Source organism: Cupriavidus necator A5-1, from assembly GCF_000744095.1.
GTDB classification, from domain to species: Bacteria; Pseudomonadota; Gammaproteobacteria; order Burkholderiales; family Burkholderiaceae; genus Cupriavidus; species Cupriavidus necator_A.
In genome coordinates, this window is the sequence record NZ_JQLI01000008.1 from 3,385,312 (window position 1) to 3,409,309 (window position 23,998).

The following is a 23,998-nucleotide window of genomic DNA, read 5'->3' on the forward strand; positions in this document are numbered from 1 at the left end:
TCAGCGCTCTATCCCTATTTCAAGCGCCTAATAACATCAGCGCCAACCTATGCCCGCTCTACAACTAGTCCCTGCCCAGCGCTCCGACCTGCGCTCCCGTGCCCATGCCCTGAATCCGGTCGTGATGATCGGCGCCGAAGGCCTGACCCGCAACGTGCTCGCCGAGATCGACCGCAGCCTGGCTGCCCATGACCTGATCAAGATCCGCGTGTTCGGCGACGACCGCGAAGCCCGCGTCGCCATCTACGAAGAGATCTGCGACGCGCTGAGCGCCGCGCCGATCCAGCATATCGGCAAGCTGCTGGTGATCTGGCGCCCGGGCGAAGCGCGCCTGAAGGAAAACCAGCCGGACGACCTGGGCCGCCACGCGCCAGTCCGTCGTGGTGGCGCCGCCCCGCGCACGGTGACGGTCAAGAAGCCCAGCGCCGCGCCGAACCGCCGCCCGACCCGCAAGGAAGTCACGGTGCTCGGCAACGAGCGCGTTACCGCCGGCGGCAATGTGAAGCGTTCGCGCGCACGCCCGACCAGCCAGAAGAAGAAGGCGCTGGGCTGATCACCCCCAGCCCATGCAGGACAGGTCCGCCGCCCGGCGGCCCTGATGCGGCGCGCCACCACGTGGCCGTGCCGACAGGCCGGGTTCACTCCCCGGCCGAACGCGGCGCCGAAGCGCGCCACACCAGCACCAGCGCCAGCAGGCTCTGCACCAGGTAGAAGGCGCTCGACACGCCGTGCAGCATGCCGAATTGCGACTTGTAAGGCGATTCCGAGACCCCGACGCCCAGCGCCTGCGCCTTTTCCTTCAGGCTGCCCATGAACGGCTGGGTGCCGAAGTAGCCGACCAGTACGCAGCACAGCATGCCCAGCACCAGCCAGCGCAGCGCGCGGTAGCGATTGGCGCCGCGCCGGATCATCACGTTGCACAGCACCAGCTGCAGCACGCCGATGGTGACGCCGACGATGGCCTCGGTATGGAACAGGTGACCGGCAATCATGCCCGCCATCTCGCGGCTGGGCAGCACGGCAAACAGGATCGGCGCCACCATGTAGCCGACCGTCCAGAGGCTGCCCGCCCATACCACCGTCAGCAGCAGGAAGATGCGGTGCGGCAGCGGTGGCAGGCTGTTATAGGAAGATGAGAACACGAGCCGGTCTTTCCGGTGGCCAGGCAAGCGCGAAGCGAGCCGGCCGGACCGGCGTCAGATATAGCGGACAGTAATGACTTCGTACTCGCGCTCGCCGCCAGGGGCCAGCACGGTCGCGACGTCGCCTTCGAACTTGCCGATCAGCGCACGCGCGATCGGCGAACTGACCGAGATCTTGCCGGTGTCGAGGTCGGCCTCGTCATCGCCCACGATCTGGTAGCTGACGGGCCTGCCCGACTCGAGATCTTCCAGGTCAACGGTGGCGCCAAAGACGATGCGGCCGTCGGTGTCGAGCTGGGTCGGGTCGATGACCTGCGCAGCGGAGAGCTTCGACTCCACTTCCAGAATGCGACCCTCGATAAAGGCCTGCTTTTCCTTGGCGGCGTCGTACTCGGCATTTTCCGAGAGATCGCCCTGGGCGCGGGCTTCCGAAATGGCATTGATCACCGCCGGACGCTCGACAGCCTTGAGGCGCTGGAGCTCTTCCTTCAGGAGCTCGGCGCCACGCTTGGTAATCGGAATGGTGCTCATGTCTCGTTCAACAAAAAAATGAGCCGCAGCGGAGCTGGAGCCATCCCCGGCAATACTGCCAGGGCACTTCCGCTCAACCGCGGCTTTCAGACAGGATCGAACGCGGGCACGCCGGTTCGATCGACGAATTTGACGTAGTTTAGGCCAAGAAGCCCGCCGGCATCAACTCCGGCGGGCTTCCGACATCTGACCGGGCGCAAGCGCCCGGCCGGTGGCGATGTGCCGCCTGCCTTACCTGGAAAAATCCTCAGGCCAGCGAAGCGTGCAGCCCCTGCAGGTCATAGACCTCCAGGCTCTGCATATGCTTCAGCCCCTCCACCGCGGCGCGAGCACCGGCGATGGTGGTGTAGTACGGCACGCGGTTGGCCAGCGCCGAGGTACGGATCGAGCGCGAATCGGCGATTGCGGTGCGGGTTTCGTCCACCGTGGTGAACACCAGCGCCAGTTCGCCGTTCTTGATCATGTCCACGATATGCGGACGGCCGTCCTTGACCTTGTTGACCGTCTTGACCGGGATGCCGGCGGCCTCGATGGCCGACGCGGTACCGCGGGTGGCGACGATCGGGTAGCCCATGTCGTGCAGCATGCGGGCCACGCCGACGGCGCGCGGCTTGTCGCTGTCCTTCACGGTGATCAGCACGGTGCCCTTCTCCGGCAGGCGCGAACCCGCGGCCAGCTGGCTCTTGAACAGTGCTTCGCCGAACGCCTTGCCCACGCCCATCACCTCGCCGGTCGAACGCATTTCAGGTCCGAGCACCGGGTCGACGCCGGGGAACTTGTTGAACGGGAACACCGCTTCCTTGACGCTGTAGTACGGCGGGATGACCTCGTCGCCGATACCCTGCTCGTCCAGCGACTGGCCGGCCATGCAGCGCGCGGCGATCTTGGCCAGCGACAGGCCGGTGGCCTTGGACACGTACGGCACGGTGCGCGAGGCGCGCGGGTTCACTTCCAGCACGTAGACGGTATCGACGCCGTTGTTCTGCTGGATCGCGAACTGCACATTCATCAGGCCGACCACGTTCAGGGCCTTGGCCATGGCGGCCGTCTGGCGCTTCAGTTCAGCCACGGTCTCGGCCGACAGCGAGTACGGCGGCAGCGAGCAGGCGGAGTCGCCCGAGTGCACGCCAGCCTGCTCGATATGCTCCATCACGCCGCCGATAAACACGCGCTTGCCGTCGCTCAAGGCGTCGACGTCGCACTCGATAGCGTCGTTGAGGAAGCGGTCCAGCAGCACCGGGGAGTCGTTCGACACCTTGACGGCCTCGCGCATGTAGCGCTCGAGGTCGCGCGGCTCGTGCACGATTTCCATCGCGCGGCCGCCCAGCACGTACGACGGGCGCACCACCAGCGGGTAGCCGATCTCTTCGGCCAGGCGCAGCGCTTCGTCCTCGGCACGCGCGGTGCGGTTGGGCGGCTGGCGCAGGCCCAGCTCCTGCAGCAGCTTCTGGAAGCGCTCGCGGTCTTCGGCCGCGTCGATCATGTCGGGGCTGGTGCCGATGATGGGTACGCCGTTGGCTTCCAGGTCCAGCGCCAGCTTCAGCGGGGTCTGGCCGCCATACTGCACGATCACGCCGACCGGCTTTTCCTTGTCGACGATTTCCAGCACGTCTTCCAGCGTCAGCGGCTCGAAGTACAGGCGGTCCGAGGTGTCATAGTCGGTCGACACGGTTTCCGGGTTGCAGTTGACCATGATGGTCTCGTACCCGTCTTCGCGCAGCGCCAGCGCAGCGTGCACGCAGCAGTAATCGAACTCGATGCCCTGGCCGATCCGGTTCGGGCCGCCGCCCAGCACCATGATCTTCTTCTTGTCGGTCGGCAGCGCCTCGCACTCGCCATGCTCGGCCTCGTAGGTCGAGTACATGTAGGCGGTGTTGGTGGCAAACTCGGCCGCGCAGGTGTCCACGCGCTTGTAGACCGGGCGCACGTTCTGGGCGATGCGCGCTTCGCGCACGGCCTTGGCGTCGGTCTTCAGCAGCTTGGCCAGGCGGCGGTCGGAGAAGCCCTTCTGCTTCAGGAAACGCAGCTCGGCGGTCGACAGGCTGTCCAGCGTGCGCGTCTTGACCAGGCCTTCGGTCTTGATGATGTCTTCGATCTGGGCCAGGAACCAGGGGTCGATGTCGGTCTCGGCATAGACCTCTTCCAGCGACATGCCCAGGCGGAACGCATCGCCCACGTACCAGATGCGGTCCGGACCGGCTTCACCGATCTCCTCGACGATCTCGTCGCGGTCGGTGGACTTCTCGTCCAGGCCGTCCACGCCCACTTCCAGGCCGCGCAGGGCCTTCTGGAACGATTCCTGGAAGGTGCGGCCCATGGCCATCACCTCGCCCACCGACTTCATCTGGGTGGTGAGGTGGCTGTCGGCCTGCGGAAATTTCTCGAAGGCGAAACGCGGCACCTTGGTGACCACGTAGTCGATCGACGGCTCGAACGAAGCCGGGGTCGCGCCGCCGGTAATCTCGTTCTTCAGCTCGTCCAGCGTGTAGCCCACGGCCAGCTTGGCCGCGACCTTGGCGATCGGGAAGCCGGTGGCCTTGGAGGCCAGAGCCGACGAACGCGACACGCGCGGGTTCATCTCGATGACGATCATGCGACCGTCCTTCGGGTTGATCGAGAACTGCACGTTGGAGCCGCCGGTGTCCACGCCGATCTCGCGCAGCACGGCCAGCGATGCGTTGCGCAGGATCTGGTATTCCTTGTCGGTCAGGGTCTGGGCCGGGGCCACGGTGATCGAGTCGCCGGTGTGGATGCCCATCGGGTCCAGGTTCTCGATCGAGCAGATGATGATGCAGTTGTCCTTCTTGTCGCGGACCACTTCCATCTCATACTCTTTCCAGCCCAGCAGCGACTCTTCGATCAGCAGCTCGCGCGTCGGCGACAGGTCCAGGCCGCGCTTGCAGATCTCTTCGAACTCTTCGCGGTTGTAGGCGATGCCACCGCCGCTGCCGCCCAGCGTGAACGACGGGCGGATCACGATCGGGTAGCCGCCGGAGCCGGTTTCCTGGGCAATGCGCGACTGCACGGCCATGGCTTCGTCCATCGAGTGGGCGATGCCCGACTTGGCCGAACCCAGACCGATCTTGGTCATGGCGTCCTTGAACTTCTGGCGGTCCTCGGCCTTGTCGATGGCCTCGGGCGACGCACCGATCAGCTCGACCTTGTACTTGTCCAGCACGCCGTGGCGATGCAGCTCCAGCGCGCAGTTCAGCGCGGTCTGGCCGCCCATGGTCGGCAGGATCGCGTCCGGGCGCTCCTTCTCGATGATGCGCTCAACCACTTCCCAGGTGATCGGCTCGATGTAGGTCACATCGGCCGTGTTGGGATCGGTCATGATGGTCGCCGGGTTGGAGTTGACCAGGATGACCTTGAAACCTTCCTCGCGCAGCGCCTTGCAGGCCTGGGCGCCGGAATAGTCGAACTCGCACGCCTGGCCGATGATGATGGGGCCCGCGCCGATGATCAGGATGCTCTTGATGTCTGTGCGTTTTGGCATTGCACGCTCTCTTTGTTGGCCGGCCCGCTTGCATGCGGGCCGCACCGGTAATCAGGGAATCCGTCCGGATTCGAAAATGTCAGCTGGTACTGCCCGTTCAGCCCATGGTGGCGGTCGCCAGCTTGGCGCCGAAGCCGATGAACATTGCGCCCACCCCGCTCGCCATGCCGGCCGACAGGCGCCGGCGGCGCCGGAATGCGTCCGCCAGCTTCGCGCCCACGAAGATGATCGTGGTCAGGTAGGCGAAGCTGAAGAACTGGCAGACCACGCCGAGCGCTGCGAACGACAGCACCGGGTAAGCGAAGGCCGGGTCGACGAACTGGATGAAGAACGAGATGAAGAACAGGATCGCCTTCGGGTTCAGCAGGCTGATCAGCAGCGCCTTGCGGAACGGGTCGGACTGGTCGGCCGTGCTCGCCGGCACGGTGGCGGCCGCGGCCGCATCGCCGCGCGCGGCCCAGTTGCGCACCGCGCCGCGCAGCATGTTGAAGCCGATCCACGCCAGGTAGGCCGCGCCGATGTACTTCACCACGTAGAACAGCGCCGGACTGGCCTTCAGCAGCGAGGCCACGCCCGCCGCCGACAGCACCATCAGCACGAAGTCGCCCAGGAACACCCCGCAGGCGCCCTTGTAGCCGGCGCGCACGCCACGCTGTGCCGCGACCGACAGCACGTACATCGAGTTCGGCCCCGGCAGCAGCACGATAAAGATCGTGCCCAGCACATAGGTCCAGAAATCGGTGATGCCAATGGCGGTATGCATGAAGGCGTTCATGAGATGTCCCTGAGGTCTGCGCTGTTCTTCCTGCGCCCGCTTACTTGCGCGCGTCCGTCATCAGCTTGATGAAGCGGTCGAACAGGTAAGCCACGTCGTTCGGGCCGGGCGACGCTTCCGGGTGGCCCTGGAAGCAGAAGGCCGGCTTGTCGGTCAGCGCGAAACCCTGCAGCGAACCGTCGAACAGCGACTTGTGCGTTATGCGCACGTTCGACGGCAGCGTGTCGGCGTCGACCGCGAAACCGTGGTTCTGCGACGTGATCACCACGCGGCCATCGTCCAGGTCCTTGACCGGATGGTTGGCGCCGTGGTGGCCGAACTTCATCTTCAGGGTCTTGGCGCCGACCGCCAGGGCCATGATCTGGTGGCCCAGACAGATGCCGAAGGTCGGGATGCCGCGCTCGATGAACTCGCGCGTGGCGGCAATGGCGTAGTCGCACGGCTCGGGGTCGCCGGGGCCGTTGGACAGGAACACGCCGTCCGGATTCAGCGCCAGCGCGTCGGCGGCGCTCGCCTGCGCGGGCAGCACCGTCACCTTGCAGCCGCGCTCGGCCAGCATGCGCAGGATGTTGAACTTGACGCCGTAGTCATAGGCGACCACGTGGAACTGCGGCTGATCCTGCTTGCCGTAGCCCTCGCCCAGCTTCCATTCGGACTGGGTCCACTCGTACGGTTCCTTGACCGAAACCACCTTGGCCAGGTCCATGCCAGCCAGGCCGGGGAACGAGCGGGCCAGGTCGATGGCCTTCTGGACGTTGTCTTCGCCGGCCAGGATGCAGCCGTTCTGGGCACCCTTCTCGCGCAGGATACGCGTCAGCTTGCGCGTATCGATGCCGGCGATCGCCACCACCTTTTCCTGCTTCAGGTAGTGCGCGAGGGTATGCTCCTTGCGGAAGTTCGAGGCCAGGATCGGCAGATCCTTGATGATCAGGCCGGCGGCATGGACTTTCGTGGCTTCGACATCCTCAGGGTTGACCCCGTAGTTACCGATATGCGGATACGTCAGCGTGACGATCTGCCGGGAGTAACTCGGGTCGGTGAGGATTTCCTGGTAACCGGTGATGGCGGTGTTGAACACCACTTCACCGATGGTATGGCCGGAAGCGCCAATGGAATAGCCACGAAAGACCGTGCCGTCTGCTAGCGCGAGAATGGCGGACGGAAAAGACGGTAACACGGGTAGGCTCCTGCTGGACTCACCCCGGGACCGACCAATCGACGCCTCGTGCCTCCCAGGCTGGATCCGTAACGGCGGCAGCGGCATTGCGCCGATGCGGTCGGATCCGGTCGCAGCATGCTCTTTGCGTCACATTGAAAGCGGCGGGCAAAGGCGGCGCGGATGGGGGCGGCGGAAGGTGGAAAGCGGTAGGCGCTAGGGTGAAGGGTTCTGAAAGCGAAACTTTCGAATTATATCCCGCGCCACCCAATTTCTCAAGTTTTCAAGGACTTGCGCGCGCCGGGGGTGCCGTCGCCACCCCGCCCGGCATGCTACTCGGCGGTAAATGTCGCCGCCGAGTGCCGTCGCTCGCTGTCGACTAAGCCTGCGGGGGCACTACGGCTGTCACCTCGATTTCCACCTTGGCACGCGGCTCGACCAGATCCGACACCTCGACCGCGGTCATCGCCGGGAAGTGCCGGCCGATGATGGCCCGGTAATGTTCACCAATCGCCCCATAGGCGCCGACGTATTCCGCCTTGTCCTTCACATACCAGGTCATGCGCATGATATGTTCGGGGCGCGCCTCGCCCGCGGCCAGCACGTCTACCACGTTGCGCAGCGCCTGCGCGACCTGCAGGCCGAAATCGTCGGTCTCGAACTCGCATTTGCCGTTCCAGCCGATCTGGCCGCTGACAAAGACGAGGCGGCTGCCGACCTGCATTTCGGTCAGCATGCCGTTGGCGTAGCCACGCGGGGGGGCCCAGTCGGGCGGCTGCAGGATCTTCATGGTGCTTCTTCCTGTTGATATCTATATGAGTGGATGGAATTAGGGATTCAGGCCGTATCGACCAGGTAGGCCGACATGGCCTCGCGCACGGCATCGGGCAACGGCTGGGGAGCAATCGAGCCGGTATCGACGCAGACCAGCCGCTGCGTCACTTCCATGCGGGTATCGTCATGCGGGCCGGCGAAGCGGATCGCGAGGGTAAAACTGGACTGGCCCAGCTTCAGCACGCGCAGCTCGCGCGTCAGCACCTCGCCCAGCCGGCTCGGCGCCAGGAAGCGGCACTCCAGCTCGGCGGTCGGCACGCCGGCGCGGCCCTCGCCATGCATGGCATCGAAGGGCCAGCCCAGTGCCTCGCCGAACCAGTCTTCGATCAGGTCGTTGAGCATTTCGAAATAGCGCGGGTAGAACACGATGCCCGCGGCGTCGCAGTGCTTGAAGCGCACCAGCACCGTGTTGCGGAAGACGTGGCTCATGGCTTCCCCGCGCCGTTGTTGTTACCGCCAGCGCCGCCCTTGCCCTGCTCCGCCATCTGGCGCAGGCGGAAGCGCTGCAACTTGCCGGTCTCGGTGCGCGGCAGCGCCGGCACGAACTCGATGCGGCGCGGGTACTTGTAGGGCGCAATCTGGCGCTTGACGTAATCCTGCAGCGCGGTGCGGGTGGCGTCGTCCGCTGCCACGCCCTCGCGCAGCACCACATAGGCCATCACCACCTGGCCGCGCCCGTCGTCGGGCGCGCCGACCACGCCGCATTCGGCCACCGCCTCGTGCTGCATCAGTGTGCTTTCCACTTCCGGGCCGGCGATGTTGTAGCCGGCCGAGATGATCATGTCGTCCGAGCGCGCCTGGTAGAAGTAATAGCCGTCCTCGTCGACGACGAAGGTGTCGCCCGGCAGGTTCCAGCCGGCCTTCACGTAGTTGGCCTGCCGCGGATCGTCCAGGTAGCGGCAGCCGGTGGGCCCCTGCACCGCCAGCTTGCCGACCTGTCCGGGCGGCAGCGGCTGCATGTTGTCGTCGACGATCTGCGCGACATAGCCGGGCACCACGCGCCCGATCGCGCCGGGCTTCACCTCGGCGCCGGCGCTGGAGATAAAGATATGCATCATCTCCGTGCCGCCGATGCCGTCGGTCATCTCGATGCCGGTGGCCGCCTTCCAGCTCTGCCGCGTGGCGTCGGGCAGCGCCTCGCCGGCCGACACGCTCTTCTTCAGGCTGCCGAGGTCGAAGCGCGGCGCCAGTGCGGCCATCTGGCGGTAGAAGGTCGGCGCGGTGAAGACGATGGTGGCGCGGAAATCGTGGATCAGTTCGAGCAGCGTTTCCGGCGTCAGCTTCTCCGCCAGCACGGTGCTGGCGCCGACGCGCAGCGGGAAACACAGCATGCCGCCCAGCCCGAAGGTAAAGGCGATCGGTGGCGTGCCGCAGAAGATATCGTCCGGCTGCGGGCGCAGCACGTGGCGCGGGAACAGGTCGCACATCGCCAGCACGTCGCGGTGGAAATGCATGGTGCCCTTGGGCTGGCCGGTAGTGCCGCTGGTGAAGGCGATCAGGCAGATATCGTCGCTGGCGGTATCGCACGCGTCGAAGGTATCGGGCTTGCCCGTCATCGCGCCTTCCAGCGAGCCCTCGCCTTCGCCGTTGAAGTACAGCGCGCGCGCCAGGCTTGGGCAATGGAATTCGCCGCCGGCGCGCTGGTTGGCATCGAGGTCGTCGCGCAGGCGCGCATCGCACAGCGCGGCGGTCACCTGCGCCTTGTCGATGATCTGCTTCAGTTCCTTGGCGCGCAGCAGCGGCATGGTCGGCACCGCGATCAGCCCCGCCTTGATCGTGGCTAGCCAGCTCGCGGCCATCATCAGGTTGTTGGGGCCGCGCAGCAGCACGCGGTTGCCCGGCACCAGCTCCATGTCCTCGACCAGCACATGGGCGATGCGGCTCACCATCGCCGCAAGCTGCGCGTAGGTGATCGTCTCTATCTTGCCGTCGCGGCGGTGGCGGATGGCGATGCGCTCGCCGCGGCCCTCGCGCACATGGCGGTCGACCAGTTCCACCGCGCTGTTCATCCGCTCCGGGTAGTCGGTGTCGGCATTGAAGCGGAACACCGGCCACATGTCCGGGGGCGGCAGGCGGTCGCGGGCGAAGGTATCGAGGTGGGCTGTGGTCGCCATGACTTGTCTCCGGTCTGCTCTCTGTGTCGATACGGCAGTTCTTGGTCGCTGGGTGGCTGGCGCTGGCGGTTCAGGCCTTGCGCTCGGCCAGTGTCTCGCGCGCGATGATCAGCTTTTGCACTTCGGTGGCGCCTTCATAGATGCGCAGCGAGCGGATCTCGCGGTACAGGCTTTCCACCCGCGTGCCGACCTTGACCCCGAGCCCGCCGAACATCTGCACTGCGCGGTCGATCACCTGCTGTGCGTTCTCGGTGGCCACCATCTTGGCCATGGCCGCTTCGCGCGTGGTGCGCTGACCCTTCACGTCGCGCAGCCATGCGGCGCGGTACGTCAGCAGCGCCGCCGAATCGATCGCCGTGGCCATGTCGCCGATGGCGGCCTGCGTCAGCTGCAGGTCGGCCAGCACGCCACCGAACATCGGGCGCTCGCAGGCACGCGCCAGCGCATCGTCCAGCGCGGCGCGGCCGAAGCCCAGCGCTGCCGCCGCGACCGAGGCACGGAAGATATCGAGCGTCATCATCGCCACCTTGAAGCCCTGCCCCGCTTCGCCGAGGCGGTTCCCGACCGGCACGCGGCAGTTATCGAAACGCAACGTGGCGAGCGGGTGCGGCGCGATCACGTCGATGCGCTCGGCGATGGTCAGGCCCGGCGTGTCGGCATCGACCACGAAGGCGGAGATGCCGCGCGCGCCCGGCGCCTCGCCGGTGCGCACGAACACGCAATAGAAGTCGGCAATGCCGCCGTTGGAGATCCAGGTCTTGGCGCCGTCGATCACATAGTGGCTGTCGTCTTCCGCCAGCCGCGCGCTGCATTGCATCGCGGCAACATCGGAACCGGCATCCGGCTCGGACAGCGCAAAGGCAGCGATCGCTTCGCCGCGCGCCACGCGCGGCAGGTAGCGCGCACGGATCGCATCGCTGCCGGCCAACGAGATCGCGCCCGAGCCCAGCCCCTGCATCGCAAAGGCAAAGTCGGCCAGTCCATCGTGGCGCGCCAGCGTTTCGCGCAGCAGGCACAGCGAGCGCGAATCCAGCGCGGGCAGCGCGCCGCCGTGCGCAGCCGGCACGCAGTAGCGCAGCCAGCCGGCTTGGCCGAGCTGGCGCACCAGCGCGCGGCAGGCGGCGTCGGTATCGCTGTGGTCGACATGCAGGTGCTGCGCGCACCAGGCGTCGAGCTCGCGCTCAAGCGTGCGGTGGGCGTCGTCGAACAGCGGCAGGTCGAGATAGGTCTTGTCTGACATGCAGTTCCCCGGGGCTCAGTCGCCTTCGAACACAGGCTTCGACTTGGCGACGAAGGCCTCGTAGGCGCGGCGGAAGTCGCGCGTCTGCATGCAGATGGCCTGGGCTTCGGCCTCGGCCTCGATGGCCTCGTCCAGTCCCATGTTCCATTCCTGGTGCAGCAGCTTCTTGGTCACACCGTGAGCGAAGGTCGGGCCGGCGGCCAGTTGCGCGGCCAATGCCTGCGCCTGCGCCAGCACCGCCTCGGACGGATGCAGTGCGTTGAAGAACCCCCACTGCAGGCCCTCCTCCGCGCTCATCGAGCGGCCGGTATAGAGCAGCTCGCTGGCACGCCCCTGCCCGATCACGCGCGGCAGCAGCGAGCACGCGCCCATATCGGCGCCGGCCAGGCCGACGCGCACGAACAGGAAAGCGGTCTTGGCCTGCGCCGTGCCCAAGCGCATATCCGAGGCCAGCGCCATCATCGCGCCCGCGCCGGCACAGATACCGTCGACCGCGCTGATCACCGGCTGCGGGCAGGCGCGCATCGCCTTGACCAGGTCGCCGGTCATGCGCGTGAAGTCGAGCAACTCCGGCATGGTCATGCGCGTCAGCGGCCCGATAATCTCGTGCACGTCGCCGCCCGAGCAGTAGTTGCCGCCGGCGCCGGTCACCACCACCGCCTTGATATCGCTGGCATAGCACAGGCCGCGGAACAGGTCGCGCAGCTCGGCATAGGAATCGAAGGTCAGCGGGTTCTTGCGCTCCGGCCGGTTCAGCGTCACGGTGCCGACCTTGCCGTCATCCGACACCGACCACAGGAAGTGCTTGGGCTGGTAGCCGGCAAAGCTGCGCTTGTGGTGGCGCATGTCGAGTGCGATCTCTGTCATGGGTTCTCTCTCAGGTCTTTGTTCTGTCGTTGTCAGCCGGCCATCACCTCGCCGCCGGCCACCGGGATGGCCTGCCCGGTGATCGCGGCGGCGGACGGCTGGCACAGCCAGGCCACGGCGTCGGCCACTTCCTCGGGCTGCACCAGCCGGCGCTGCGGATTGCGCGCGGCCAGTTCGGCGCGCGCCTGCTCTTCAGTGCGGCCGGTCTTGCCGACAATATTGGCCACGGCATCGCGCACGATATCGGTTTCGGTATAGCCAGGGCAAACGGCGTTGACGGTGACGCCCGTGGCCGCGGTCTCCAGCGCCAGCGCGCGGGTCAGGCCGATCACGCCATGCTTGGCCGCGCAGTACGCGCTGACGTAGCCATAGCCGATCAGCCCCGCCGTGCTGGCCACGTTGACGATGCGGCCCCAGCCGGCGTAGAGCATTGCCGGCAGTGCTGCCTGCGTGCACAAGAAGGTGCCGGTCAGGTTGACGTCGAGCATGCGCTGCCACAGCGCGGCATCGGTCTTCAGGAACGGGGCGCTGTGGGCCTGGCCCGCGTTGTTGACCAGCATCGACACGGGACCGGCCTGTTCCGCGGCCGCGGCGAAGGCGCGTGCCACGCTGTCGGCATCGGCGATATCGGCGGTGACGAAAGACACGACGGCACCTGCGGGGGCATGCTCGCGCAGCGTCTGCACCGTCGCCTGCAGCGTACCGGCATCACGGCCGAGCAGCGTGACGCTGGCGCCGTCGGCCAGCAGCCGCCGCGCGATCGCGGCGCCGATGCCGCGCCCGCCGCCGGTGACCAGCGCGTGGCGCCCGGCCAGTGAAGCTGTGCTGCCTGTCATCCCTGCTTCTCCTGCGCAGCCGCGCGTTCGAGATTGGTTTCCAGCTGGCGCTTGCCGGCCTGGTATTGCTTGGGCCAGGCAATATCGCGGTAGCCGATCCGCGCCGCTTCCTGCAGCGTCCAGGCCGGGTTAGCCAGGTGCGGGCGCGCGATCGCGCACAGGTCGGCACGGCCGGCGGCGATGATCGAGTCGACGTGGTCGGCCTCGAAGATCGCGCCCACCGCGATGGTGGCAATGCCGGCCTCGTTGCGGATACGGTCGGCGAACGGAGTCTGGTACATGCGGCCGTAGACCGGGGCCTGGTCGGGGCTGACCTGTCCGGACGAGCAGTCGATCATGTCGGCGCCGGCGGCCTTGAAGGCGCGCGCGATTTCCACCGCATCGTCGGGCGTGATGCCGCCTTCGACCCAGTCGTGCGCGGAGATACGTACCGACATGGGCTTGGCTTCAGGCCACACCGCACGCACCGCCCTGAACACTTCCAGCGGAAAGCGCAACCGCGCCGCCAGCGAGCCGCCGTATTCGTCTTCACGCGTATTGGTCAGCGGCGAGATAAAGCTCGACAGCAGGTAGCCGTGCGCGCAGTGCAGCTCGAGCCAGTCGAAGCCGGCTTCGGCGGCGCGCCGTGCGCTGGCCACGAAGTCAGCGCGCACGCGATCCATGTCGGCACGCGTCATCTCGCGCGGCGTCTGCGATTCGCCCGGCAGGTAGGGCAGCGGCGAGGCCGAGATCACCGGCCAGTTGCCCTCCGGCAGCGGATGGTCCATCGCCTCCCAGCCGAGCTGGGTCGACCCCTTGCGGCCCGAGTGGCCGATCTGCATGGCAATGCGCGCATCGCTGTTGGCATGCACGAAGTCGACGATGCGCCGCCAGGCGTCGCGCTGTTCGTCACTCCACAAACCCGGGCAGCCCGGCGTGATGCGCGCATCGGGCGACACGCAGGTCATCTCCGCCACCACCATGCCAGCACCGCCCAGCGCGCGCGAGCCCAGGTGGACCAGGTGGAAGTCGCCCGGCACGCCGTCGGTACATGAGTACATCGCCATCGGCGACACCACCACGCGGTTCTTCAAGGTGACGCCGCGCAGGCGGAACGGCGTGAACATCGGCGGCAGCAGCTCGTGCTCGCGCAGCTGCAGGCTTTGCTGCGGCCCTCCGGCCTGTTGCGCCAGCCAGTGCTCGAACTGGGCCACGTAATCGGCATCGCGCACGCGCAGGTTCTCATGCGAGATGCGCTGCGAGCGGGTCAGCAGCGAATAGGCGAACTGCTCTGGCGGCAGGCTGCCCGCATAGCGCTCGACGTTCTCGAACCACTCGGTCGAGTTGCGCGCCGCATTCTGGATCTTCAGCACCTCAACGCCGCGCGTGGCTTCGTAGCGCGCCAGCGCATCGGGCAGGCCGTCGTGGCCACTGCCGCGGATCTCCTCCGCCAGGTCGATTGCATCTTCCAGCGCCAGCTTGGTACCGGAGCCGATCGAGAAATGCGCGGTATGCGCGGCATCGCCCATCAGCACCACCGGCACGCGCCGGCCGTCCGGCAAGGTGTTCCAGTGCACCCACTGCCGGCAGATCACGCGCGGGAAGCGGATCCAGATCGCCGAGCCGCGCAGGTGCGCCGCATTGGTGATCAGCTTGTTGCCGTCGAGATAGCGTGCGAACAGCTTCTCGCAATAGGCCACGCCCTCTTCCTGGCTCATCTCCTCGATGCCGGCGGCACGCCAGACGGATTCCGGCGCCTCGACGATAAAGGTCGAAGTGTTGTCGTCGAAGCGGTAGGCATGCGCCTGGAACCAGCCGTGCTCGGTCTTCTCAAAGGCAAAGGTGAAGGCGTCAAACAGCTTGTGCGTGCCCAACCAGACAAAGCGGCACTGGCGCGTGTCGATGTCGGGCTGGAAGGTCTGCGTGTAGCGGGTGCGGATGCGGCTGTTGAGACCGTCTGAGGCGATCACCAGGTCGGCCTGGTATTGCATCGCCAGCGCCTGGTCGTCGCTGACGTCGGTCTCGAACACCAGCCTGACGCCCAGCGCTTCGCAGCGGGCCTGCAGGATATTGAGCAGGCGCTTGCGGCCGATGCCGATAAAGCCATGGCCGCCGGAGCGGATGGTGCGCCCGGCAATATGGATATCGATGTCGTCCCAGTGGTTGAAGGCGGCATTGATCTCGGCAGCGCTGACCGGATCGGCCTCCTTCAGGTTGTCCATGGTGGCGTCGGAAAACACCACGCCCCAGCCGAAGGTATCGTAGGGCCGGTTGCGCTCGACCACGATCACCTCGTTGTCCGGATCCTGCAGTTTCATCAGCAGGCCGAAGTACAGTCCGGCCGGGCCGCCGCCAATACAAATCACTCGCATCGTTTCGTCTCCTGCCGGCCGCGCCGCCATGTAGATCACGTCTAAATATTTTATGCTTCAAATATTAGACTGCATCACGACACATGGCAAGTACGCGATGCGGAGTGCCCGACAAGACACCCCGCACCGCCGGCCGCTTCAGCCCTTCAGCGCTGACTGGATCTGTTCCAGCGCCCCCGGATCCTCGATCGTGGTCAGGTCGCCGGGGTCGCGCCCTTCCGCCACCGCCTGCATGGCGCGCCGCAGCAACTTGCCGGAGCGCGTCTTGGGCAGCGCGTTGACAAAGAATACGCGCGCCGGCCGCGCCACGGCGCCGAGCTGTTGCTCCACCGTCTTCATCAGGTCACCTTCCAGCGCCAGCCGGTCCGCCGGCGTTGCCGTGCGCGCGGGATCGCGGGCGATGCAGAAAGCCATCGCCACCTGGCCCTTGAGCGCGTCCTGCACGCCGACCACCGCTACCTCGGCCACGGCGGCGTTCGAAGACAGGCTCTCCTCGATCTCGCGCGTGCCCAGCCGGTGCCCCGCCACGTTGATTACGTCGTCAGTGCGGCCCAGGATAAAGACATAGCCGTCCTCGTCGCGCACGCCCCAGTCGAAGGTGGAATAGCAGAGCCGGTTCGGCACCGCGTGCCAGTAGGTGCGCACGAAGCGGTCGTCATCGCCCCACACCGTGCTCATGCATCCGGGGGGCAGCGGGCCATCGATGGCGACCACGCCCTTCTGGTTGGGCGGGCATTCCTCGCCGGTGTTCTCGTCGACGATCTTCAGGTCGTAGCCGTAGGCCGGCACGCCGGGCGAGCCCAGCTTGGGCGGCAACGGCTCGATGCCGCGCTGGATCGCGAGGATCGGCCAGCCGGATTCGGTTTGCCAGTAGTTGTCGACCACCGGCTTGCCCAGGCCGTCCTGGATCCAGCGGGCGGTGGGCTCGTCCAGCGGCTCGCCGGCCAGGAACAGCAGGCGTAGGCTGGACAGGTCGGAGCGCGTGAGCCAGGCCGGGTCCTGCTTCTTCAGCACGCGGATCGCGGTCGGCGCGCTGAACATCAGGTTGACCTTGTACTGCTCCACCAGCCGCCACAGGATGCCGCCGTCGGGGCGGATCGGGGTGCCTTCGTACATCAGCGTGGTCATGCCAGCCAGCAGCGGGCCGTAGACGATATAGCTGTGCCCCACCACCCAGCCGATGTCCGACGCCGTGAACATGGTGTCGCCGGGCTTGCCACAGAAGATGTATTCCATCGACGTGGCCAGTGCCACCGCGTAGCCACCGGTATCGCGCTGTACGCCCTTGGGCTTGCCGGTGGTGCCGGAGGTGTAGAGCACGTAGGACGGCTCGCTCGATTCCAGCCACATGCACGGCACCTGCGCGCCGGCCATGCGCTCGCGCCAGGCGGCATAGTCTTCGTCGCGGCCTGCGGTGCGCGGCATTTCGGCGAGCTGGCGGTCCACCAGCAGCACCTTCTCCGGCTGATGGGACGACAGCCGGATGGCCTCATCCAGCAGCGGCTTGTACGGCACCACCTTGCCGCCGCGCGAGCCGGCGTCGGCGCTGATCACCACGCGCGGCTGCGCGTCGTCGATGCGTGCCGCCAGGCTGACGGAGGCGAATCCGCCGAACACCACCGAATGGATCGCGCCGATGCGCGCGCACGCCAGCATCGCGAACGCGGCCTGCGGGATCATCGGCATATAGATCAGCACGCGGTCGCCCTTCTGCACGCCCAGCGCCTGCAGGATCGCGGCCATGCGGTTGACCTCGTCGTGCAGCTCGGCATACGTGTAGCTGCGGGACTGGTCGGTCTCGGTGGAGATCCAGTGCAGCGCGGGCTGGCTAGCGCGGGCCGCCAGGTGGCGGTCGACCGCGTTGTGGCACAGGTTGGTTCGCCCGCCCACAAACCAGCGCGTAAAGGGCGCGCGGCTGTTGTCGAGTACCTGGTCGAACGGGGTTTCCCAGTCGATGCGCGCCGCCTGTTCGGCCCAGAACCCCTCGGGGTCGGCCAGCGAACGGGCATGCACGGCATGGCTTGCCGTCATGGCTGTCTCCTCCGCGTCAGCGGTTGTTGTGATGATGGCGGTAGTTTGCCACCGGCGCGGGCGCGCGGGGATGGACTTTGGGAGGGGGCCGCGCCAAGGTCCGTTGCCGGCACAAACCCGGGGCCATCCCCCGGATACAAAAAAAGGGCGTGCCGCCGGCATCGCCCTCTTTCCTTGCACCGGCCGGCTCACGCCAGCGCCCTGGCTTGCGTCAGCGCGCCTTGGAAGCCTTGCTGCCGGTCTTGGCCGAAGCCTTCACCGCGGGGCCGGACTTGGACTCGTGCGGCACGCGCGCCGGCGCCGCCTTGGCGGGGCGCCGCGGCGAGGCCTCGACCACCACGCGCTTGCGCGGCTCGGCCTTGCCCTTGGCCGAGACACGGACCACGCCGCCCTTGCCGCCCCGTTCCGCGCGTTCGGAGCGCTCATCGCGGTCGGCCCGGTCGGCCTGCTCGGCCCGCGCCGCCCGCACCGCGCCGGCGCCGCGCACCGGCACCATCAGCACCAGGCTCTGCCCGGCCACCAGCTTGGTGCCGGACAGCTTGTTCCATGACTGCACCTGCCGCGCCGACACGCCATAGCGCCGCGCCACCGAGGCCACCGTATCGCGCCGGCCGGCGCGTACCACCACGCGGCGCGCGTCCGGCAGGTCAGGCTCCATCGCCAGCATCGCGCTGTCGGCCAGGGTCGCGCTGATGTCCTGGTCGTGGCGCCCCGAGCGCGGGATCATCACGGTCGAGCCCGCCTTCAGCCGCATGCCCTTGGGGATGCTGTTGATCTCGCGCAGCGTATCGGCGTCGACGTTCAGCCGCGCCGCCAGAGCTTCGACGCGCTCGCGGCCATCCACCGTCACCGCGGTCCAGCTCGAGAGTCCGCCGCGGTAGGTGTTCAGGTTGTACTGGAAGCGCTCGGCATTGTCGAACGGCAGCAGGATCTGCGGATTGGACGCGCCCAGGATCACCGGCCGGTTGAACGACGGGTTGAGCGCCTTGAACTCCTCCACCGACATATCCGCCAGCTTGGCCGCCAGGTTGACGTCGATATCGCGCGAGGTGGTCACCGTGACGAAGTACGGGTGGTCCGGGATCTCGGGCAGCTTGACCCCGTACGCCGCCGGGTTGGCGATGATGTTCTTGACCGCCTGCAGCTTCGGCACGTAGTAGCGCGTCTCGTTGGGCATGGTCAGGCTGGCGTAGTCGGTCGGCAGCCCGCGCGCCTGGTTGCGCGCGATCGCGCGCGACACCGCGCCCTCGCCCCAGTTATACGCCGCCAACGCCAGGTGCCAGTCGCCGAACATGTCATAAAGCCGCGCCAGGTAGTCCAGCGCGGCGTCGGTCGAGGCCAGTACGTCGCGGCGCTCGTCGCGGAACATGTTCTGCTTGAGGTTGTACGACTTGCCCGTGCTCGGGATGAACTGCCACATGCCGGCCGCCTTGGCGGTCGACTGCGCCTGCGGGTTGAACGCGCTCTCGACAAAGGGCAGCAGGGCCAGCTCGGTCGGCATCTTGCGCCGCTCCAGCTCCTCGACGATGTGGTACAGGTAGCGGCTCGACCGCCCCACCATCCGCTCCATGTATTCCGGCCGCTGCGCATACCACTGGGTGCGGTCATCGACCAGCGTGCCCTCGAGATCCTGCATGGCGAAGCCGCGCCGGATACGGTCCCAGATATCGGTGGACGGCCCGCGCATCCAGTTCAGGCCGCCCTCCTCGACATTGATGGTGGATTTGGAGGAAAGCGCCGACTTGTCGCTGAGGGAGTTAAGCGGATCCTGGCGTTTGGCAGTCTGGGCGGTCGGGGCGCCGTCGGCATCGGCGTCAGGCGGCGTGGGGGTGCTGGCGCAGGCTGCAAGCAGCGCCGCGCAGGCCACTACCGCCAGTAATCGACCAATTTTCATTAAGTTCTCGAATCGTGACGCTAAAAGGTTGCGTGATGCTAAAAAAAACGGCCTATCGCGTCAATCAGATTTTCTACATAGCCGACGGCGATCCCTTGCCTGGCAAGGGTTGGCGGCCGGGACCGCATTATATTCAGCGGAAGTTATCCTTCCAGCCGCGCAGCGCGCCGAAGGCTGCGGCGTCGCTATCGGTACTTCCGCCCTGCGCCGCCACCGCGTCACGCACCGCCGGCTCGCGCGAGCGCAAAAAGGGATTGACCATGCGCTCGTGGCCGATGGTGGTCGGCAGCGTCGGCTCGCCCGCCTCGCGCAGCGCTGCGACCCGGTCTTCCCACGCCGCTAGCGCGGCATTGCCGGGCTCGACCGCCCGCGCAAAGCGTACGTTGCTGCGCGTGTACTCGTGCGCGCAATAGACGCGGGTATCCGAGGGCAGCGCCGCCAGCTTGTCGAGCGACGCCAGCATCTGCGCCGGCGTGCCTTCGAACAGCCGCCCGCAGCCGCTCGCGAACAAGGTATCGCCGCAGAACACCGCGGTACCGGCCTCGCCCAAGTCGCCCACGTAGGCGATGTGGCCGGCGGTGTGCCCGGGCACGTCCAGCACGCGCAGCGTCAGCGCCGGCTCGGCCAGCGTCACTACATCGCCTTCGCGCAAGGCCTGGGTGCGCCCGCCGATGCGCTCGCGGACCGGTCCCAGCACCGGCATCGCCTCGCCCGACGGCGTGCGCGGGTGTGCCGCCAGCAGCTCCGCCACGCCGCCCTGGTGATCGCCGTGGTGATGGGTGATTACAATAGCGCCCAGAGCCAGCCCCTTTTGCGCCAGGAAACGCTCCACCGGCGCGGCCTCGCCGGGATCGACCACGGCGGCGCAACGCCCGTCGTGGATGGCCCAGATATAGTTATCCTGGAATGCCGGGATCGGCTCAACCTTCAACATGCGCGTGCTCCTATGTCCAATCGTCCCACTCGCCCGATTGTAAGCTGGGAAGACTGGCTGGCCTCGCCTCCCGGTGAGTACATGCTGCGCTGGGAAGCCCAGCAGTATGACCGGACCGTGGCCGACGTCTTCGGCTACCACGCCGTGCAGCTAGGCCTGCCTTACATCGACACCCTGCGCGAGAACCGGATGCCGTTCTCGGCGCTGGCGCTGGACCCGTCCAGCGGCCCGCACGGGCCGCGCGCGGCACATCCGGACGCGCGCCAGTTGCTGTGCCGCTTCGACGAGCTGCCATTCGACGAGCAAAGCATCGACCTGGTCACCCTGCCCCATATCCTCGAGTTCACCGAAGACCCGCACGAAGTGCTGCGCGAGGTCTCGCGCGTGCTGATGCCCGAGGGGCGCGTGGTGGTCACCTGCTTCAACCCGATGAGCCTGTGGGGCGCACGCCAGGGCATGAACCGGCTCGGCGCCACGTCCTTCCTGCCCACGGACGCGCAGCAGATCGGCTTCGTGCGCATCAAGGACTGGCTCAAGCTTCTCGGCTTCGATATCATCCGCGGCCGCTTCGGCTGCTACTGCCCGCCCTACCGCACCGATCGCTGGCTGCAGCGCGCCGCCTTCATGGAAAAGGCCGGCGATCGCTGGTGGCCGATCTTCGGCGCGGTCTATATGATCTCGGCCATCAAGCGCGTGCGCAACGTGCGCCTGGTCGGCCCGGCCTGGAAGAGCAAGCCGGCGCTGTCGCCAGTGGCGTCGCCCGTGGCCACGCCCACCGGAACGCACGGCAAAGAGCGCTGACGCTGCGCGCACGCCTTTTTGCCTCATTCGCCTGATTCGCCTTCAATGCGCCGCCCGCCACGCGGGCGGCCACTACGGAAACACATGGAAGAAGTCACGAAAGAAGTCACGATCTACTCCGACGGCGCCTGCAAGGGCAATCCCGGCCGCGGCGGCTGGGGCGCGGTGCTCGTCGCCGGCACCAACGAGAAAGAACTGTTCGGCGGCGAGCCCAACACTACCAACAACCGCATGGAGATGACCGCGGTGATCGAAGCGCTGCGCGCGCTCAAGCGGCCCTGCACGGTGCGCGTCTACACCGACTCGCAATATGTCCAGAAAGGCATCAGCGAATGGCTGCCAGGCTGGAAGGCGCGCGGCTGGAAGACCGCCGACAAGAAGCCCGTCAAGAACGCCGACCTGTGGCAGGTGCTGGACACGCTGGCGCAGCAACACCAGATTTCCTGGCACTGGGTGCGCGGCCACAACGGCCACCCCGGCAACGAGCGCGCCGATGCGCTGGCCAACCGCGGCGTCGAATCGATCGGACGCTGACGCCTCGCTACAACAACAACCGCGGGGCGCACGCGCCGCTCCGCTAGAATGCCCGCCATGCGACAAATCGTTCTCGATACCGAAACCACCGGCCTGAATGCCGCCACCGGCGACCGCCTGATCGAAATCGGCTGCGTCGAGCTGCTCAACCGCCGCCTGACGGGGCGCCACCTCCACTTCTACGTCAACCCGGAACGCGACATCGACGAAGGCGCGATCGCCGTGCACGGCATCACGCTCGAGTTCCTGGCCGACAAGCCCCGCTTTGCCGACGTCGTCCACGAGATCCGCGAATTCGTCGCCGATGCCGAGCTGATCATCCACAACGCACAGTTCGACCTGGGCTTCCTCGACATGGAATTCCAGCTGCTGGGCCTGCCGCCATTCCGCCAGCATGTCGGCAATGTGATCGATACCCTGCGCGAAGCCCGCCAGATGTTCCCCGGCAAGCGCAACTCGCTCGATGCACTGTGCGACCGTCTGGGCATCAGCAACGCCCACCGCACGCTGCACGGCGCACTGCTCGATGCCGAGCTGCTGGCCGAGGTCTACCTCGCGATGACGCGCGGCCAGGATTCACTGGTGATCGACATGCTCGACAGCAGCGCCGCCAACGGCAACGCAATCGCTTCGGCCGACCTGTCACGCCTGGTGCTGCCCGTGCTGCGCGCCAGCGAAGCCGAACAAGAGGCTCACCTTGCGCTGCTCAAGGGCCTGGACAAGGCCAGCGGCGGCAAGACGGTCTGGCAGGAAGCCATCGCGGACGAGCCGGGCAGCCTCGCTGCCTGAGAAAATTCAAAAAAGGGCTTTACAAGATACAGGAGCCTCGGCATAATCTCATTTCTCCGCTGCACGACGGCAACGACGACGCAGCAGCAGGGGTGGTTAGCTCAGCGGTAGAGCACTGCCTTCACACGGCAGGGGTCACAGGTTCAATCCCTGTACCACCCACCAGATTCGGAAAAAGCCAGCCTTGCGCTGGCTTTTTTCATTTCTGCCTCTTCATTTCTGCCTCGCCCTTCCCCTTTCCCCGCCGAAACACTCGCGTTCCCGCAGACAAGGTTCATCTCATTTCCCGTCCGGCGCGTGCCCGCTACCTTGATGGCTCCGACTGCCAACGGAGCCCGACATGCCAATCGCTCTTCCGCTCACGCCAGCAGAGCAGGGAACCCGGCCTGCCCTGGACCGGCCGCAGCCCGGCCTGCGCCGGCTGGTTCGAAATGCGCCCGGCCCGCGTGCCGCGCGATGCGCGGCCGGTCTATGACGAAGACATGGATTGCATCATCGGTTACCACCGCAGCTTTGCGTCGGGGGCGTCGACCTATGACCTGGCGGGTGATGTCGTGGCGCTCAGTGAATGCGCAGACGAGGATAGTGGCGCGCCCGCATCGCTGCTTGTCGCCGGCGCGCTGTGGCGACCGCGCGTGCGCGGCATCACGCGCAGCGGCGCCGAAGGCGAAGGGCTGGCGGCGCCTGCTACGACGCTGACCCGGCTGCGCGGCCGCTTTATCACGCTGGCGCGGGCAGCCGCTGCATTTCACGCTGTCGGCGCTGGCGGAAATGCAGGAGCCGGAGCGCTTTGTGCCGCTGCATATCCTGCGCCTGGCAATCCGCTGGCACGCGGCTCACCGCCGGCGGCATGGCCGCGGCCGATGCCGCCCGCTTTATCGCGCCGATCACGCGGCGCGGTGCGGCGGCCGTGCTGGAGCTGACGCTGCGCCCTGGCGACCACACCGTGCTGCGCGTACGCACCTGGCCGGTCGCGGGAGCGGCGGCATGAGCGCCGCCGCAACCCAGCCGCGCCGGCTAGCGGCGCCAGGCTCCGGCGTCGGCCACGACCGTGGCAAAGCGGTCGTTCAGCGCGGCCAGCGTGCTGCGGTGCAGATCCGCTGCAGCCACAGGCGGGCCGCCCAGCGGATCCGGCAGGTCGCGCGTGGCGCAGGCGGCGGCGACCACGGTGGTGCGGTAGCCGTGGTCGAGCGCCGAGCGCGCCGTGGCGCTGACGCACATATGGGTCTGGAAACCGGCCACGATCAGTTCCTTGCGGCCGATGGCGGCCAGCTCTGCAGCCAGGGTCGTGCCGGCGAAACTGTTCGGCAGGCCCTTGGTGACGGTATGCTCCCCCGCCTGCGGCGCCAGGCCTTCGATAAAGACGGCGTACGGCCCGGTCGGGTCGAACGCCGGGCTGCCGGGGCGGCCGTGGTGCGCGACATGGATGACCGGCGTGCCGTGGCTGCGCGCCAGCGCCAGCAGTTCGGCACAGGCCGCCACGGCTGCGGGCATGCCGACCAGCGGCAGGCTGCCGTCGACATATTCGCGCTGGTGGTCGATCAGGACCAGGACGGCGGCGTCCCACGCGGAGGGAATGCGGCTGGCGCCGGCCATGTCGAGCAGGGTTGTCGGTGTTGTCATCTGCGTTTGGGCTTGGAGAAATCGGGTGACGGGCCCGCCAGGTCGCACGG

General features: G+C 67.1%; 21 protein-coding genes and 1 tRNA gene. 6 read left to right on the forward strand and 16 right to left on the reverse strand.

Annotation, left to right across the window (positions count from 1 at the left end; genetic code table 11):
• The first annotated feature begins 49 nt into the window (after positions 1-49).
• Positions 50-553 (forward strand): YhbY family RNA-binding protein, encoded by a 504-nt coding sequence (locus K307_RS39730; protein ID WP_042886517.1) that lies wholly within the window; start codon positions 50-52, stop codon positions 551-553.
• 85 nt (positions 554-638) lie between these two features.
• Here the strand turns inward: K307_RS39730 and K307_RS39735 are convergent, their stop codons facing one another.
• The 15 genes from K307_RS39735 to gloB all read right to left on the reverse strand — a co-directional run bounded on the left by K307_RS39735 (position 639) and on the right by gloB (position 20,201).
• Positions 639-1,142 (reverse strand): DUF4149 domain-containing protein, encoded by a 504-nt coding sequence (locus tag K307_RS39735; RefSeq protein ID WP_042886518.1) that lies wholly within the window; start codon positions 1,140-1,142, stop codon positions 639-641.
• A gap of 54 nt (positions 1,143-1,196) precedes the next feature.
• Positions 1,197-1,673, reverse strand: a complete 477-nt coding sequence (gene greA, locus K307_RS39740; protein WP_022535825.1) for a transcription elongation factor GreA — start codon at positions 1,671-1,673, stop codon at positions 1,197-1,199.
• A gap of 247 nt (positions 1,674-1,920) precedes the next feature.
• Positions 1,921-5,169 (reverse strand): carbamoyl-phosphate synthase large subunit, encoded by a 3,249-nt coding sequence (carB, locus tag K307_RS39745; protein WP_042886519.1) that lies wholly within the window; start codon positions 5,167-5,169, stop codon positions 1,921-1,923.
• Between the two features lie 97 nt (positions 5,170-5,266).
• Positions 5,267-5,944, reverse strand: a complete 678-nt coding sequence (gene leuE, locus K307_RS39750; RefSeq protein WP_042886520.1) for a leucine efflux protein LeuE — start codon at positions 5,942-5,944, stop codon at positions 5,267-5,269.
• Positions 5,945-5,984: 40 nt separating this feature from the next.
• Positions 5,985-7,121 carry a glutamine-hydrolyzing carbamoyl-phosphate synthase small subunit gene (carA, locus tag K307_RS39755; protein WP_042886522.1) on the reverse strand — a complete coding sequence of 379 codons (1,137 nt, stop codon included), beginning with the start codon at positions 7,119-7,121 and terminating at the stop codon, positions 5,985-5,987.
• Between the two features lie 358 nt (positions 7,122-7,479).
• Positions 7,480-7,890, reverse strand: a complete 411-nt coding sequence (locus K307_RS39760; protein WP_042886523.1) for a RidA family protein — start codon at positions 7,888-7,890, stop codon at positions 7,480-7,482.
• Between the two features lie 47 nt (positions 7,891-7,937).
• Positions 7,938-8,363 carry an acyl-CoA thioesterase gene (locus K307_RS39765; protein WP_022535830.1) on the reverse strand — a complete coding sequence of 142 codons (426 nt, stop codon included), beginning with the start codon at positions 8,361-8,363 and terminating at the stop codon, positions 7,938-7,940.
• Positions 8,360-10,048 carry an AMP-binding protein gene (locus K307_RS39770; RefSeq protein ID WP_042886524.1) on the reverse strand — a complete coding sequence of 563 codons (1,689 nt, stop codon included), beginning with the start codon at positions 10,046-10,048 and terminating at the stop codon, positions 8,360-8,362. Before K307_RS39770 ends, K307_RS39765 begins: the two co-directional genes overlap by 4 nt.
• Before the next feature lie 70 nt (positions 10,049-10,118).
• A complete protein-coding gene (locus tag K307_RS39775; RefSeq protein WP_042886525.1) occupies positions 10,119-11,288 on the reverse strand; it encodes an acyl-CoA dehydrogenase family protein in 1,170 nt (389 codons plus the stop codon).
• A gap of 15 nt (positions 11,289-11,303) precedes the next feature.
• Positions 11,304-12,155: an enoyl-CoA hydratase family protein gene (locus K307_RS39780; RefSeq protein WP_042886526.1), complete on the reverse strand. Its 852-nt coding sequence runs from the start codon at positions 12,153-12,155 to the stop codon at positions 11,304-11,306.
• Between the two features lie 32 nt (positions 12,156-12,187).
• Positions 12,188-12,991: an SDR family NAD(P)-dependent oxidoreductase gene (locus K307_RS39785; RefSeq protein ID WP_042886528.1), complete on the reverse strand. Its 804-nt coding sequence runs from the start codon at positions 12,989-12,991 to the stop codon at positions 12,188-12,190.
• Positions 12,988-15,342, reverse strand: coding sequence for a bifunctional salicylyl-CoA 5-hydroxylase/oxidoreductase (locus tag K307_RS39790; RefSeq protein WP_042886529.1), 2,355 nt, complete (start codon positions 15,340-15,342; stop codon positions 12,988-12,990). The genes K307_RS39785 and K307_RS39790 overlap by 4 nt, the downstream gene beginning before the upstream one ends.
• 138 nt (positions 15,343-15,480) lie before the next feature.
• Positions 15,481-17,373, reverse strand: coding sequence for a propionate--CoA ligase (locus tag K307_RS39795; protein WP_042886530.1), 1,893 nt, complete (start codon positions 17,371-17,373; stop codon positions 15,481-15,483).
• Positions 17,374-17,584: 211 nt separating this feature from the next.
• A complete protein-coding gene (locus K307_RS39800) occupies positions 17,585-19,267 on the reverse strand; it encodes a transglycosylase SLT domain-containing protein (protein ID WP_042886532.1) in 1,683 nt (560 codons plus the stop codon).
• 133 nt (positions 19,268-19,400) lie between these two features.
• Complete coding sequence (gloB, locus tag K307_RS39805) at positions 19,401-20,201, reverse strand: hydroxyacylglutathione hydrolase (RefSeq protein WP_042886533.1); 801 nt, start codon at positions 20,199-20,201, stop codon at positions 19,401-19,403.
• 12 nt (positions 20,202-20,213) lie between these two features.
• Here gloB and K307_RS39810 point away from each other — a divergent pair, with 12 nt between their 5' ends.
• From K307_RS39810 to K307_RS39830, 5 genes are all read left to right on the forward strand, one after another.
• Positions 20,214-21,002 (forward strand): class I SAM-dependent methyltransferase, encoded by a 789-nt coding sequence (locus tag K307_RS39810; RefSeq protein WP_042886534.1) that lies wholly within the window; start codon positions 20,214-20,216, stop codon positions 21,000-21,002.
• An 84-nt stretch (positions 21,003-21,086) separates the two neighbouring features.
• Entirely contained in the window at positions 21,087-21,536 is a 450-nt protein-coding gene (rnhA, locus tag K307_RS39815; protein WP_042886535.1) for a ribonuclease HI, read from the forward strand.
• 57 nt (positions 21,537-21,593) lie between these two features.
• Positions 21,594-22,325, forward strand: coding sequence for a DNA polymerase III subunit epsilon (dnaQ, locus tag K307_RS39820; RefSeq protein ID WP_042888041.1), 732 nt, complete (start codon positions 21,594-21,596; stop codon positions 22,323-22,325).
• 90 nt (positions 22,326-22,415) lie between these two features.
• A tRNA-Val gene (locus K307_RS39825) sits at positions 22,416-22,490 on the forward strand.
• A gap of 266 nt (positions 22,491-22,756) precedes the next feature.
• Positions 22,757-23,248, forward strand: a complete 492-nt coding sequence (locus K307_RS39830; RefSeq protein WP_230626341.1) for a hypothetical protein — start codon at positions 22,757-22,759, stop codon at positions 23,246-23,248.
• Positions 23,249-23,342: 94 nt separating this feature from the next.
• Here K307_RS39830 and K307_RS39835 read toward each other — a convergent pair whose 3' ends face one another.
• Entirely contained in the window at positions 23,343-23,948 is a 606-nt protein-coding gene (locus tag K307_RS39835; protein ID WP_042886536.1) for a cysteine hydrolase family protein, read from the reverse strand.
• Positions 23,949-23,998: the final 50 nt, after the last annotated feature.